This is a genomic window from Pseudomonas sp. 39004 (genome assembly GCF_028682155.1).
Taxonomy (GTDB): domain Bacteria; phylum Pseudomonadota; class Gammaproteobacteria; order Pseudomonadales; family Pseudomonadaceae; genus Aquipseudomonas; species Aquipseudomonas capeferrum.
In genome coordinates this window covers 1-14445 of the sequence record NZ_JANIAG010000144.1, presented here as the reverse complement: position 1 = coordinate 14445, position 14445 = coordinate 1, and the positions used below count along the sequence as shown (strand labels likewise).

Genomic DNA, 14445 nt, shown 5'->3' with positions numbered 1-14445 from the left:
AACCCCGAACCTCCGGTGCCCCTTGCTTCGGTGCTACCCACGGCCGCGCAGCGCCTGCCCCTGATCGAGCGAATGAGCCGCTATCGTCAACCCATCGGCCTGGCGGTGACGCTGATACTGTTCGCCATGGCGCTGGTTGCCTGCCGCCACCTGCTGAGCGAGCTGGACATCTACGCCTTGCACGATGCCATGCTCAGCGTGCCGACGCAGTCGCTGCTGGGGGCCTTGCTGGCCACGGCTGTCGGGTTCGTGATTCTGCTGGGGTACGAGTGGTCGGCCAGCCGCTATGCCGGGGTAAAACTGCCAGCGAGCAGTTTGATACTGGGCGGCTTCAGCGCTTTCGCCATTGGTAACGCCATCGGCCTGTCGATGCTGTCTGGTGGTTCGGTGCGCTATCGCCTGTATGCCCGCCAAGGACTGGGGGCTGGCGAAGTGGCGCGGATGACCGTGTTTGCCAGCCTGTCCCTGGGGTGTGCGCTGCCCCCCCTGGCTGCTCTGGCGACCTTGAGCGACCTGCCAGCAGCCTCGACCGCACTGGGCCTTTCGCCGGGGTTGCTGGCCGGCATCGCGGCAGCCGTGCTGGTGCTGGCTGCCGTGCTGGTGCTCGGGCTTTACCGCAAGCGCCTGGCCGAACAGCCCTTGGCCGACAACCTGCTGGTTCAGCTGGGCCGGCGTACCCTGCGCCTGCCAAACGGTCGCCTCGCCTCGCTGCAATTGCTGATCACCGCCCTGGATGTGGCCGCCGCCGCCACCGTGCTGTATCTCCTGCTGCCAGAAGCCCCGCCATTTGGCGCTTTCATCCTGGTGTACCTGCTGGCCCTGGCCGCAGGCGTGCTCAGCCATGTGCCAGGGGGCGTCGGGGTGTTCGAGGCGATCTTGCTGGCAGCCTTTGCCGACCAGCTGGGTGCCGCGCCACTGGCTGCGGCCCTGCTGCTCTATCGCCTGATCTATGTGGTGTTGCCGCTGCTGCTGGCGTGTGTGCTGCTGCTGGCCAACGAAGCCCGGCGCCTGCTGTTCGCGCAACAGGCCATCAAGGCGGCCTCTGGGCTGGCGGCGCCGGTGCTGTCGATTCTGGTGTTTCTGTCCGGGGTGGTGCTGCTGTTCTCGGGGGCCACGCCCGAGATCGACACGCGCCTGGAACACATGGGCTTTCTGGTCCCCCACCGCCTGATCGATGCTTCGCACTTCGGCGCCAGCCTGATCGGCGTGCTGTGCCTGCTGCTGGCCCAAGGCTTGCGCCGGCGCCTGTCCGCAGCCTGGCTGCTGACCACCACCTTGCTGCTGGTCGGCGCATTGTTGTCATTGCTCAAGGGCTTCGACTGGGAAGAAGCCTGCCTGCTGACGTTCACCGCCGCGCTGCTGGCCCTGTTCCGCCGTTCGTTCTACCGCCCCAGCCGCCTGCTGGAACTGCCCTTCTCTCCGGTGTTTCTGGTGGCCAGCGCCTGCGTGGTCGGGGCCTCGGTATGGCTGCTGCTGTTCGCCTACCAGGATGTGCCCTACAGCCACCAGCTGTGGTGGCAGTTCACCCTGGATGCCGATGCACCGCGGGGCCTGCGCGCCGCCATGGGCAGCGCCGTGCTGCTGGTAGCTGTCGCCCTGACCTGGCTGCTGCGCACCGCACCGCCGGTCATCCACCTGCCTGACGACGCAGAACTGCAACGCGCCAACCGCATCCTGCTGGCATCCGACCAGCCCGATGGCGGCCTGGCCCTGACCGGCGACAAGGCTTTGCTGTTCCACCCGCGCGACAACGCCTTCCTTATGTACGCCCGTCGCGGTCGCAGCCTGGTGGCCTTGTATGACCCGATCGGCCCCGCCCAGGAGCGCGCCGAGATGATCTGGCAGTTCCGCGACCTGTGCGATCTGCACCACGCCAGGCCGGTGTTTTATCAGGTCCGCGCGGAGAACCTGCCGTTCTACATGGACATTGGCCTGACCGCGCTGAAACTTGGCGAGGAGGCCCGGGTCGACCTGCGCCGCTTCGACCTCGAAGCCAAGGGCAAGGAGATGAAAGACCTGCGCTACACCTGGAACCGCGGTGGCCGTGACGGCCTCAGCCTGGAAATCCACGAACCCGGTCACGCGCCACTGATAGCGCTCAAGGAAATCTCCGATGCCTGGCTGGGTGGCAAGAACGTGCGCGAGAAAGGCTTCTCGCTCGGTCGCTTCAGCCCCGAGTACCTGCAGCACTTTCGCATCGCCCTGATTCGCTTCCAGGGCCGGCCGGTGGCCTTTGCCAACCTGTTGGAAACCCACGGCCGCGAGCTGGCCAGCCTCGACCTGATGCGGGCTCACCCTGAAGCTCCGAAGCTGACCATGGAGTTCATGATGATAGGGCTCATCCTGCACTACAAAAGCCACGACTACGCCCGCTTCAGCCTGGGCATGGTCCCGCTGTCCGGGCTGCAGCCACGGCGCGGCGCGCCCTTGACCCAGCGCCTGGGTTCAATGGTGTTCCGCCGTGGCGAACAGCTCTACAACTTCCAGGGGCTTCGACGCTTCAAGGACAAATTCCAACCGGACTGGGAACCCCGTTACATGGCCGTGCCGGCGGGGCTCGACCCGCTGGTGGCACTGGCCGACACTGCCGCCCTCATCGCTGGCGGCCTGACTGGATTGGTGAAACGCTGATGATCCGACGCTATTGGCTGTACCTGGCGATTCCACTGCTGCTGGCCGCCCTGGGCGGTGCCGTGGCCTTCTGGCTATGGACGCGCCCTGCGCCTGAGGCGCACCTCGAACAGCTGTCCCTCAACAACCTCAGCATCACCCGCGTGACCCCGGGCGTGCACGCCAAGGCCCGGGTCGCCATCGGCGTCCCTCAGGACCAGGCCCTGACCGACAAGCAGTTGCTGGACCTGAGCCAGGCTGGGGAAGCGCAACTGGTGCAGGTGATCCTGCCACCCAACGACTGCACCCGGCAGCAACAAGCGCTGGACCTGGCGGTGACCCAGCTGTCCGAAAAACCGACTCTGGTGGCCGGTATCGGCCCAGGCGCGGCGCAGGCCTGGCGCTGGCTGGCGGCACAGACCGACGACAAGGCGCGGGCCATTTCCGTGGACTTCAGCCTGGAGCAACCCGGCTGCCAGGCCGCGCTACCCAAAGCGGCGCCCCATGGCCACTGGAACGTCGCCTGGAACGACAACCCGGATGACGCCAGCGCAGCCTTCGTGCGCGACCAGGCCAACGCCGAAACCAGCATCAGCGATTACGACATCCATTTGCCGCAGGTGCTCAAGTCACAGCTGACCCAAGCCCTGGTCGGCCACGACGGCAACGCCCTGGCCATTCCGGTGGTCGAGGTGCCGGCAGGGCAAACTACCGACACCGTCACCCTGTTCCTCTCCGGGGATGGCGGCTGGCGCGACCTGGACCGCGACGTGGCCGGGGAAATGGCCAAGCTGGGCTACCCGGTGGTCGGCATCGACACGCTGCGTTATTACTGGCAACACAAGACCCCCGAGCAGAGCGCCGCAGACCTGTCGGAACTGATGCAGCACTACCGCCAGAAATGGGGAACCAAGCGCTTTGTATTGACCGGCTACTCGTTTGGCGCCGACGTGCTGCCGGCGATCTACAACCGCTTGCCGGCCGAGGATCAGCAGCGTATCGACGCGGTGATGCTACTGGCCTTCGCCCGTAGCGGCAGCTTCGAGATCGAGGTGGAAGGCTGGCTGGGCAAAGAAGGCCAAGAGGCGCCAACCGGGCCGGAAATGGCCCGGCTGCCGGCGTCCAAAGTGGTGTGTGTGTATGGCGTGGAAGAGACCGACGAGAGCGGCTGCACCGAGAAGACGGCGGTGGGCGAGCGCCTGAAGCTGCCGGGTGGGCACCACTTCGACGAGAACTACCCGGCCCTGGCCAAGCGCCTGATCGGTGAGATCGAGACGCGCCAGGGCAAGTCGAGCGTGGCCGAGCAGAATTGAGCCACGCCCAACCCTCTACGCAGATCAGGCACCCATTCAGATCTCGACCTGGGTGCCCAACTCGATCACCCGGTTCAACGGCAGATTGAAGAACCGCAGGTTACCGTTGGCATTCTTGAGCAAGAACGCAAACAGGTTGCCACGCCAGCGCGACATACCCTCCAGCCGCGAAGCAATCACCGTTTCGCGGCTGAGGAAGTAGGTGGTGCGCATCGGGCTGAAGTCCAGATCCTCCAGATGGCACAGCTTCAGGGCCGCCGGCACGTCCGGCTCGTCCATGAAGCCAAAGTGCAACAGCACACGGAAGAACCCGTCGCCATAGGCTTCCACCTCGAAGCGCTCCTGCTCCGGCACCCGTGGCCGGTCCTCGCTCACCACCGTCAGCAGCACCACCTGGCTGTGCAGCACCTGGTTGTGCAACATGTTGTGCAGCAGCGCATGGGGTACGGCGTCCGGCCGTGCAGTCAGGAACACGGCAGTACCTTCAACCCGGTGCGGCGGCTGTATGCGGATGCTGCTGATGAACACCGGCAGCGGCAGCGCCCCTTCATCGATGCGCTCGACGAGGATCTGCTTGCCGCGCTTCCAGGTACTCATCAACAGATACAGCACACCACCTGCCAGTACCGGGAAGGCCCCGCCCTGCACGATCTTGGGCACGTTGGCGGCGAAGAACAGCCCATCGACGAAGAGAAAGCCCAGCAGAATCGGCACCGCCAGCACCGGAGGCCACTTCCAAAGCAGCAACATCACCGCCGACACCAGAATCGTGGTCATCAACATGGTGCCGGTGACCGCCACCCCATAGGCCGCCGCCAGGGCGCCGGAAGATTCGAAACCGATGACCAGCAACACCACACCGACCATCAGCGTCCAGTTCACCGCACCGATGTAGATCTGCCCCTGCTCATCGCTGGACGTGTGCTGGATGTGCATGCGCGGAATGTAGCCAAGCTGGATGGCCTGGCGGGTCAGGGAGAACGCCCCGGAAATCACGGCTTGCGAAGCGATCACCGTGGCCATGGTCGCCAACCCCACCAGCGGCAACAGCGCCCACGAAGGTGCCAGCAGGTAGAAGGGGTTGCGGGCCGCCTCCGGGTTCTGCAGCAGCATTGCGCCCTGGCCGAAATAGTTGAGCACCAGCGCCGGCAACACCAGGGCGAACCACGCGCGGGCGATGGGTTTACGGCCGAAGTGGCCCATGTCGGCGTACAGCGCCTCGGCACCGGTCAGCGCCAGCACCACGGCGCCGAGAATGGCCACGCCCATGCCGGGGTGGACGATGAAGAAGTTCACCGCCCAGCCTGGGTTGAACGCCCTGAGCACTTCCGGGCTCTGCGAGATGCCATGCACCCCCAATGCCCCGAGCACCACGAACCAGGCCACCATGATCGGGCCAAACAGCTTGCCGATCTTCTCGGTGCCATGCTTCTGCACCAGAAACAGCGCCACCAGCACTACCAGCGAAATAGGTACCACCCAGTGATCGATACCGTCGAAGGCCAGGCCCATGCCCTCGACAGCCGACAGCACCGACACGGCCGGGGTGATCATGCTGTCGCCATAGAACAGCGAAGCGCCGATCAACCCGCAGATGACCATCAAGCTACGCAGCCGCGGGTGGGCCGCAGTGGCCCGCCGCGCCAGCGCGGTTAGCGCCATGGTGCCGCCCTCGCCCTGGTTGTCGGCGCGCAGGATGAACATCACGTATTTGAACGAGACCACCCACAGCAGTGACCAGAGGATCAGCGACAGGATCCCCAGCACGCCATCATGGTTGACCGGCACGCCATAGCCACCGGTAAAGACTTCTTTGAGCGTATACAACGGGCTGGTGCCGATATCGCCATAGACCACCCCGACTGCCGCCACGAGCAGGCCCAGCGACCGTGTCGCGCCCTGCTTCCCCGCTTGCCCGCCTTCGGCATGACTGCTTGCCTGAACCATCGACCACTCCCGCAGACGGCCCTCTCGGCCCATAGAATTCACCCCCACGCCAGGGCATGGCAGATGCCCGGGCGCAACGGCCGGAGCATAGCGCAGCGTTCGTCACATTTCTTCTCGTAACGCTGGCGAGGGCAAAGCGCCTGGAGTGTTAGGCCTTATAGATCCAGCGACTGCGTGGGAATGCCAAGCGCTGCTGCGATCTTTTCGCGAGTAGCCTTGCGCGGCCGCTCTGCGGCCTCTTGCTGGGCATACGCAGACTGGGAAATGCCCAGCCGTTGCGCAACTTCCGCCTGAGTCATATCCAGATGCCTGCGCCACGCGGCTATGGCAGTCAGCCCCTCTTTGACCATATACCCCACGACCTCATTAGGGACCAGATCCTCCTGAGGACGGCTGGCAATGTAGTCGGCATAAGGCAACACGACGAAGGCAGGGCGGCCATCCGCCCCATTGATAATCTGTACATTAGTAGGTGTGTTCATCGCGCCTTTTAACCTCCTCGATGTTGACAATCTTCACGCCACCGTCCCAGTCGAAGAGGATGCGGTAGTTCCCGACCCGGAGCCTGTAGCCGTACTTAGCTGCTTCACCGCTTTGCGCGACCAATTGATCGAGTTCATATCCGCCCCGTTCTCTATAAGCGAATTATAAGTATTCAATAAGCATTAACAAGTCATTCATGGCGTGCTAATGCGCGACTGGTCGAAGTCGCAGTGCTGGACTGCCGTGCAGCGCAGCGTTCGTCGCATTTCTGCTAGTCAAGTGACCTTGCGCTCGCTAGAATTGCGCACTTTTTGATCAGAGGCGCCAATAAGCGCCCGTCAAGATCGCCCCCGTTTCCGGCCGGGCGACCTGCATTCAATACCGAGGTTAGTCATGTCCACCACTCCCGCCACTCCCAAGGTAGGTTTCGTAAGCCTGGGTTGCCCAAAAGCCCTGGTCGATTCCGAGCGCATTCTGACTCAGCTGCGCATGGAAGGTTATGAAGTCGTGCCTACCTACGAGGACGCCGACGTGGTGGTGGTCAACACCTGCGGCTTCATCGACAGCGCCAAGGCCGAGTCGCTTGAAGTGATCGGTGAAGCCATCAAGGAAAACGGCAAGGTCATCGTCACCGGCTGCATGGGTGTCGAGGAAGGCAGCATCCGCGATGTGCACCCAAGCGTGTTGTCGGTGACCGGCCCGCAGCAGTACGAGCAAGTGGTCAACGCCGTGCACCAGGTAGTGCCACCGCGCCAGGACCACAACCCGCTGATCGACCTGGTGCCGCCGCAGGGCGTCAAGCTGACCCCGCGCCACTATGCTTACCTGAAGATTTCCGAAGGCTGCAACCACAGCTGCAGCTTCTGCATCATCCCATCGATGCGCGGCAAGCTGGTCAGCCGCCCGGTTGGCGAAGTGCTGAGCGAGGCCGAGCGCCTGGTCAAGGCCGGCGTCAAGGAGATCCTGGTGATTTCCCAGGACACCAGCGCCTACGGGGTCGACGTCAAGTACAAGACCGACTTCTGGAACGGCCGCCCGGTCAAGACCCGCATGCTCGAGCTGTGCGAAGCGCTGAGCAGCCTGGGCGCCTGGGTGCGCCTGCACTATGTATACCCGTACCCGAACGTCGACGACGTGATCCCGCTGATGGCCGCCGGCAAGATCCTGCCGTACCTGGACATCCCGTTCCAGCACGCCAGCCCCAAGGTGCTCAAGTCGATGAAGCGCCCGGCCTTCGAAGACCGTACCCTGGCGCGCATCAAGAACTGGCGCGAGCAGTGCCCTGAGCTGGTGATCCGTTCGACTTTCATCGTCGGCTTCCCTGGCGAAACCGAAGAAGACTTCCAGTACCTGCTCGACTGGCTGACCGAAGCCCAGCTCGACCGTGTCGGCTGCTTCCAGTACTCGCCTGTCGAAGGTGCCCCGGCCAATGACCTGGGCCTTGATGAAGTACCGGATGAGGTCAAGCAGGACCGTTGGGACCGCTTCATGGCCCATCAGCAGGCCATCAGCAGCGCCCGCCTGCAACTGCGCATCGGCAAGGAGATCGAAGTGCTGATCGACGAAGTCGAAGAGCAAGGTTCGGTGGGCCGCAGCTTCTTCGACGCGCCGGAAATCGACGGCAGCGTGTTCATCGATGGCGACCACGGCTTCAAGCCAGGCGACAAAGTGCGTTGCCGGGTGGTGGATGCCGACGAATACGACATGTGGGCTGAGCCTGTCTGATCGGCCTATCGGTGTGAAATGCCGGGGGCTGCGTTGCAGCCTCCACATCCGCCAGGCCCCCTCTGGTTTTTGCATCTATGTTTTCCTCAGTCCCCAGGAGGAATACACGGATGCGCCAGGTATCGACGCTACAAACCCCTCATCTTAGCGACTACCCCGAGCTGACCCAGGTCTGGGAGGACTCGGTGCGCGCGACCCATGACTTCCTGCCTGATGCCTATATCGTCCTGCTTCGCGAGCATGTACTGCGCCGTTACCTGGACGCAGTGATGCTGATTTGCAGCAAGGACAGCCAGCAACGCATACAGGGCTTTGCCGGCGTGTCCAACAGGCAGGTCGACATGCTGTTCGTCGCGCCCGCCTGCCGTGGCATGGGCATTGGCAAGCGGCTGCTGCGCTACGCCATCGACGAACTGAATGCCGAACGCCTGGACGTCAACGAGCAGAACCCGCAGGCCCTGGGGTTCTATCTGCACGAAGGCTTCGAGGTGGTCGGCCGCTCGCAGACCGATGGGCTGGGGCAGCCCTACCCCTTGCTGCACCTGCGGCTGATCCGCGCAGGGGCCTGAGCGCCTGCCGTGTTGTCTCGCCAAAACGGCGTAAATGACACAGATTCCCAGCCCCTCGACCGTTCAGGCAGGTACAATGGCGGCCTTTCCCTGCCTTTGCGAATCACCGTCATGTCTGAGCCCGTCCGCCTGTCCAAACGCCTTATCGAGCAGTTCGGCTGCTCCCGCCGCGAAGCCGAGCTGTATATCGAAGGCGGCTGGGTCACGGTCGATGGCGTGGTGGTCGAGCAGCCGCAGTTCAAGGTCGACGGCCAGCAGGTCGCGCTGCTGCCTGGCGCGCGTGCCGACAGCCTTGAGCCCGTCACCCTGCTGCTCAACCAGCCTGCTGGCCTGGACACCGAGTCGGCGCGTATCAGCATGACCATGGACAGCCTCAGCGAGGCGCACCGTGAAGGCGTACGGCCATTGCATGGGCACTTCACCAAGCTGTCCTGCATTGCCCCGCTGGAGCGCGGCGCCAGCGGCCTGCAGGTGTTCACCCAGGATTGGCGGGTTGCCCGCAAGATCGACGCCGACCTGCGTCGCCTGGAGCAGGAATACATCATCGAAGTAAGCGGCGAAGCCACGCCACAGGCGCTGGAGCGCTTGGCCCGCGGCATCATGCGCAACGACCGTGAACTGCCCAAGGCCAAAGCCAGCTGGCAGAACGAAACCCACCTGCGCCTGGCCTTGAAAAACCCGCAACCGGGGCAGATCTCCGAGCTGTGCGCCAGCCTGCGCCTGCAGATCATCAGCATGCGCCGCATTCGGCTGGGCGGTGTGTCCATGGGCAAGCTGCCACTGGCACAGTGGCGCTACATGGCCGCCAGCGAACGTTTCTAAGCAATACCGCCGCGCCAGAGGGCACGGCTCAGAACAGGATTCGAGTCAAATGAACCACAACGATGTACTGCGCAGCCTGCGCTACATGCTCAAGATCAATGATGCCAAGATGGTGGGCATCATCAAGCTGTCTGGCCTGGAGGTCAGCGCCGAGACCTTGGCCAGCTACCTCAAGAAAGAGGAAGAGCCAGGCTTCGTGCGCTGCCCTGACCCGGTCATGGCGCACTTTCTGGATGGCCTGGTGATTCACCGTCGTGGCAAGGACGACAGCCGCCCGGCCCAGCCGGTCGAACTGCCAGTGACCAACAACACCATCCTGAAAAAACTGCGGGTGGCGTTCGAGCTCAAGGAAGAAGACCTGCATGTGATCCTCAAGTCGGTCAACTTCCCGGTCTCCAAGCCCGAACTCAGCGCCTTGTTCCGCAAAGTCGGCCATGACAACTACCGCCCGTGTGGCGACCAGTTGCTGCGCAACTTCCTCAAGGGCCTGACCCTGCGCGTGCGCGGCTGAGTGGCCATGCAGCATACGGTTTCACCGGTCGGCATCGTCCGCTCGTGCTTCAAGGAAAAGTTCGCCATCCCGCGCCAGCCGCAGTTGGCACCGGCCGCGCGTGGTGTGCTGGAGTTGCTGCCGCCGTTCGACCAGGGTGATGCAGTGGCGGGGCTGGAACAGGTCAGCCATGTGTGGTTGTTGTTTCTGTTTCACCAGGCCCTGGAAGACAAACCACGCCTGAAAGTGCGACCACCCCGCCTTGGCGGCAACAAGAGCATGGGGGTGTTCGCCACCCGCGCCACCCACAGGCCCAACGGTATCGGCCAGTCGGTGGTACGCCTGGAGGGCGTTGAGCCTGGGCGCCTGCTGCTGTCCGGGATCGACTTGCTCGATGGCACCCCGGTGCTGGATATCAAGCCCTACGTACCGTACGCCGACAGTGTTGCCGGCGCCAGCAACCTGATGGCCAGCGAAGCGCCTGACGCAATCGCCGTGCAGTGGCACGACAATGCCCTGCCCCAGGCCCGCGCGCATGCACTGCGCCTGGGTGAACCGCTGGTGGAACTGATCGAGCAGTGCCTGGGGCAAGACCCGCGGCCGGCGTATCAGGTGCCACCTGCGGAGCGGGTGTACGGGGTGAAGTTCTGGGATGTGCAGGTGCGCTGGCATTATCCGCAGCCCACGCTGATCCGGGTACTGGAAGTGGTCCAGGACTGCTGATCGACCCCCACGAAAAAGGCGACCCGAAGGTCGCCTTTTTCATTTCAGTTGCGCGATCAGCGAGCCGGGCCTTCGGCCACGCCGAGGTCATCGGTCGGGCGGGTATCTTCCAGCGGGGCGCCACCGGAAGCCAGTTCCGAGGCCAGCTTGTCGTCGTCCATTTCGTTGACCCACTTGGCCACGACCACGGTAGCGACGGCGTTGCCGACCAGGTTGGTCAGGGCGCGGGCTTCGGACATGAAGCGGTCGATGCCGAGGATCAGCGCCAGGCCGGCAACCGGCAGGTGGCCAACAGCAGACAACGTAGCGGCCAGTACGATGAAGCCCGAACCGGTTACGCCAGCAGCGCCTTTGGAGGCCACCAGCAGCACCAGCAGCAGGGTGATCTGGTGGGTGATGTCCATGGTGGTGTCAGTCGCCTGGGCGATGAACACAGCGGCCATGGTCAGGTAGATCGAAGTACCGTCGAGGTTGAACGAGTAACCGGTCGGGATGACCAGGCCAACCACGGATTTCTTGGCACCCAGGCGCTCCATCTTGGCCAGCATGCGTGGCAAGGCGGACTCGGAGGAGGATGTGCCCAGCACGATCATCAGCTCTTCACGGATGTAGCGGATCAGCTTGATGACGCTGAAGCCGTGGGCGCGGCAGATACCACCGAGCACCACCAGGACGAACAGCAGGCAGGTCACGTAGAAGCAGGCCATCAGGTAGCCCAACTGCACCAGCGAACCCACGCCGTACTGGCCGATGGTGAAGGCCATGGCACCGAAGGCACCGATCGGGGCCAGCTTCATGATCATGTTGATGATGTTGAACATGACATGGGCGAAGCGGTCGATCAGGTCCAGCACCGGCTTGCCGTAGCTGCCCAGGCGATGCAGAGCGAAGCCGAAGATCACCGAGAACATCAGCACTTGCAGGATGTCGCCGTTGGCGAAGGCACCGACCACGGTGTTGGGGATGATGTTGAGCAGGAAGCCAACGGTGGTCTGCTGCGCGCCGGCGGCGGCGTAAGCGGCCACGCTGCTGGCGTTCAGGGTGGTGACGTCGATGTGCATGCCAGCGCCCGGCTTGACCACGTTGACGACGACGAGGCCGATGATCAGGGCGATGGTGGAGACGATTTCAAAGTACAGGAGCGCGTAGCCGCCGGTCTTGCCTACCGACTTCATGCTCTGCATGCCAGCGATGCCACTGACCACGGTGCAGAAAATGATGGGAGCGATGACCATCTTGATCAGTTTGACGAACCCGTCACCCAGCGGTTTGAGGGCGACACCGGTTTCAGGATAGAAGTGGCCGAGCAGGATGCCAATGGTGATGGCGACCAACACCTGGATATACAGGGATTTGTACAGCGGCTGACGTGTCGTCATGGCTAATTTCCTCAAGTGTGCCGGTTTTCACCCTTCCCAGGGTGAGGGCACCTGAATCGCTAACCCTCCTGCACTTGGAGGGATTTGTCGTTGTGTTCGAGTTGCCTTTGCAGGCCTCTGCCAGGATCAATAGCAAGGGCAATGCCAAAATGCCCATGAAGGGTGCAAAGGCACTGTTTGCTAGGGGTCACTGCCCAACGACAGGGCGAAAATGCTGAGGAAGGCTGGCGGATATCCGCCCGGTGGCGGAATTTGTACAGGGGATGATGGCGGGAATCCGCCCGCTATGGGTTCCCCCGTGAAAGGGCTGCCCCTGGCCGCAGGTCAATCCAGCCTGAAGGTGACCCGGAACGCCGCGCCGCCCAGTGGCGAATCCCCCAGGCTCAAGCTGGCGTCATAGCTGTCGACGATATCCTTGACCACCGCCAGGCCGATGCCCTGCCCCGGGTGTTGGCTGTCCAGCCGCTCGCCGCGCTCAAGAATGCGCTCGCGCTGATCGGCCGGCACCCCGGGCCCATCGTCCTCGATGCACAGGGTCAGTTGGCCTGGCGCTTGTTCCAGGCTCACCCTCACCTGGCCCAGGCTCAACCGGTAGGCGTTCTCCAGCAGGTTGCCGAGCAGTTCCAGCAAGGCCCCCTGCTCCATCGGCACCTGCGCGGCCTCGGGTATTTCCAGCAGCACGCTGACGCGCTTGTCCCGATAGACCTTGTCCAGCGTGCTGCACAAGCTGTCGAGCAACGGTTTGAGGTGCACGCTGTGGCGCACCAGGCCGCTCTTGCGCAAACTGGCGCGCTGCAGTTGATAGTCGATCTGCTGGCTCATGCGCTCGATCTGGCTTTGCAGCACCCGTGCCTGCTCGCGCTCGCCACTGCGCTGGCGCAGGCTCTCGCCCACCCCCTGCAACACCGCCAGCGGTGTCTTGAGGCTATGCGCCAGGTCATCCAGCGAGTCTCGGTAGCGCTGGCGTTGTTCACGCTCGCTGTGCAGCAGGCGGTTCAACGAACCGGTCAGGCGCAGCAGTTCACGCGGGTGCTCGCGGCTCAACCCGTCACGCGCGCCAGCCTCGACCTCGTCCAGCTCCCGGCTCAGCCGCCGCAGCGAACGCAGGCCCCAGGTCAGGCCGGCCCACAGCAGTACCAGCAGCGCCAGCAGGGCTGCGCCAAAGCCCAGGTAGAGCTTTTCACGCAGGCCATCGAGGGTATGCTGGTACTCGCGAACCGGTTGCAGCGCAACGATGCTGTAGGCCGCACTCTGGCCGCCGAGCAGTTTTATTTCGACGTCATAGACGAAGAACTCTTCGCCATCGCCTTGGTGGATGCGGGCGAACTCGTTGCCACGCCCGTCGTAGCGCGGCCGGTAGTTGACGTTCTGGTCTGCGGTGGCCCGCGACTGCCACACCAGGTGGCCTTCACGGTCGAAGATATAACCAAGCAGGCCGGTGTACGGCAGGTTGTAGCGCTCATCCGGCAACAGTGTCGGCATCTGCAACTGGCCGTGTTCGATGCGCGCTGCGGAGATCAACGTGGTCACGTCCGAGGCCAGGCGTTGCTCGATGGATTCCTGTAGGGCAAGGCTGAAGGCCTTCTGCAAGGCAGGCAGCAGGGCCAGCATGAACAGCAGCGCCAGCACTGCGGCCGCCAGCATCAGGCGCACCCGCAGGGAACGGATCATCGGCAGCGCTCGGTGAACAGGTAACCCAGGCCGCGTACCGTGTCGATGGGCTTGAAACCTCGTTCACCCTCGAGCTTGCGGCGCAGGCGCCCGACCAGCACTTCGATGACATTGGGGTCACGCTCCTCATCGCCCGGGTACAACTGCTCCATCAGGCGGTCCTTGGCCACCACCTGTTGGTGATGGCGCATGAGGTATTCGAGGATGCGGTATTCGTAGGCGGTCAGGGCCAGGGGCTGATCGTCCAGGGTCGCCTGCTTGCGGTTGAGGTCGAGTACCAGTGGCCCTGCGGCGATGGTCGACTGGGTGAAACCGCTGGAGCGGCGCAGCAGGGCGTTGAGGCGCGCTTCGAGCTCTTCGAACTGGAAAGGCTTGACCAGGTAGTCGTCGGCACCGGCGGCCAGGCCTTCGACCTTGTCCTGCCAGTTGCCACGGGCGGTGAGGATGAGAATGGGGAAGGTCTTGTCCTGGCTGCGCAGGCGCCCAATGAGTTCGAGGCCGCCCATGCCCGGCAGGCCCAGGTCGATCACGGCCAGGTCGAAGTGGTACTGCTCGGCCTGGTACAGCGCTTCTTCGGCATCGGCCACCGCCTCGACCACATGGCCGCTTTCGCCCAGGCGCGTGTAGAGGTGATGGCGAAGCAGGGCTTCGTCCTCGACCACCAGCAGTTTCATGCGTGCAGCCCCCAGAGAAAGGCCAGGGTGGCTGCACAC

The 14445-nt window shown here is 63.7% G+C and carries 12 protein-coding genes and 1 pseudogene; 7 read left to right on the top strand and 6 right to left on the bottom strand.

Translation table 11 applies throughout. From position 1 onward, the window contains the following. Both mprF and NP534_RS20815 read left to right on the top strand, forming a co-directional pair. Positions 1 to 2631 (top strand): bifunctional lysylphosphatidylglycerol flippase/synthetase MprF (mprF, locus tag NP534_RS20820; RefSeq protein ID WP_274099944.1); only part of this gene is annotated, 2631 nt, incomplete at its 5' end. After that, a complete protein-coding gene (locus NP534_RS20815) occupies positions 2631 to 3923 on the top strand; it encodes a virulence factor family protein (RefSeq protein WP_274099943.1) in 1293 nt (430 codons plus the stop codon). The genes mprF and NP534_RS20815, both read left to right, overlap by 1 nt. A 36-nt stretch (positions 3924 to 3959) precedes the next feature. Here NP534_RS20815 and NP534_RS20810 read toward each other — a convergent pair whose 3' ends face one another. From NP534_RS20810 to NP534_RS26845, 3 genes and pseudogenes are all read right to left on the bottom strand, one after another. Continuing rightward, positions 3960 to 5870 carry a potassium transporter Kup gene (locus tag NP534_RS20810; protein ID WP_274099942.1) on the bottom strand — a complete coding sequence of 637 codons (1911 nt, stop codon included), beginning with the start codon at positions 5868 to 5870 and terminating at the stop codon, positions 3960 to 3962. 155 nt (positions 5871 to 6025) lie between these two features. After that, the gene (locus NP534_RS20805; protein ID WP_274099941.1) at positions 6026 to 6352 is read right to left on the bottom strand and encodes a helix-turn-helix domain-containing protein; all 327 of its coding nucleotides are present in this window, start codon (positions 6350 to 6352) and stop codon (positions 6026 to 6028) included. Continuing rightward, positions 6336 to 6446: pseudogene (locus NP534_RS26845) on the bottom strand (type II toxin-antitoxin system RelE family toxin); the annotation flags it as partial. The gene NP534_RS20805 and the pseudogene NP534_RS26845, both read right to left, overlap by 17 nt. A 300-nt stretch (positions 6447 to 6746) precedes the next feature. Here NP534_RS26845 and rimO point away from each other — a divergent pair. From rimO to tsaA, 5 genes are all read left to right on the top strand, one after another. After that, positions 6747 to 8078 carry a 30S ribosomal protein S12 methylthiotransferase RimO gene (gene rimO / locus NP534_RS20800; protein WP_274099940.1) on the top strand — a complete coding sequence of 444 codons (1332 nt, stop codon included), beginning with the start codon at positions 6747 to 6749 and terminating at the stop codon, positions 8076 to 8078. 110 nt (positions 8079 to 8188) lie between these two features. Beyond that, positions 8189 to 8647 carry a GNAT family N-acetyltransferase gene (locus tag NP534_RS20795; protein ID WP_274099939.1) on the top strand — a complete coding sequence of 153 codons (459 nt, stop codon included), beginning with the start codon at positions 8189 to 8191 and terminating at the stop codon, positions 8645 to 8647. A 111-nt stretch (positions 8648 to 8758) separates the two neighbouring features. Further along, positions 8759 to 9469 (top strand): rRNA pseudouridine synthase, encoded by a 711-nt coding sequence (locus NP534_RS20790; protein ID WP_033699870.1) that lies wholly within the window; start codon positions 8759 to 8761, stop codon positions 9467 to 9469. Between the two features lie 49 nt (positions 9470 to 9518). Further along, positions 9519 to 9980 (top strand): DUF1456 family protein, encoded by a 462-nt coding sequence (locus NP534_RS20785; protein ID WP_274099938.1) that lies wholly within the window; start codon positions 9519 to 9521, stop codon positions 9978 to 9980. A gap of 6 nt (positions 9981 to 9986) precedes the next feature. Then, a complete protein-coding gene (gene tsaA, locus NP534_RS20780; protein ID WP_047583258.1) occupies positions 9987 to 10682 on the top strand; it encodes a tRNA (N6-threonylcarbamoyladenosine(37)-N6)-methyltransferase TrmO in 696 nt (231 codons plus the stop codon). A gap of 56 nt (positions 10683 to 10738) precedes the next feature. On the opposite strand, the gene NP534_RS20775 is transcribed toward tsaA, so the two are convergent. The 3 genes from NP534_RS20775 to NP534_RS20765 form a co-directional block, all read right to left on the bottom strand. Continuing rightward, positions 10739 to 12061 carry a dicarboxylate/amino acid:cation symporter gene (locus NP534_RS20775; RefSeq protein ID WP_274099937.1) on the bottom strand — a complete coding sequence of 441 codons (1323 nt, stop codon included), beginning with the start codon at positions 12059 to 12061 and terminating at the stop codon, positions 10739 to 10741. A gap of 324 nt (positions 12062 to 12385) precedes the next feature. Continuing rightward, entirely contained in the window at positions 12386 to 13732 is a 1347-nt protein-coding gene (locus NP534_RS20770; protein ID WP_033699876.1) for an ATP-binding protein, read from the bottom strand. Continuing rightward, positions 13729 to 14406, bottom strand: a complete 678-nt coding sequence (locus tag NP534_RS20765; RefSeq protein WP_274099945.1) for a response regulator — start codon at positions 14404 to 14406, stop codon at positions 13729 to 13731. The genes NP534_RS20770 and NP534_RS20765 overlap by 4 nt, the downstream gene beginning before the upstream one ends. Between the last annotated feature and the right edge of the window lie 39 nt (positions 14407 to 14445).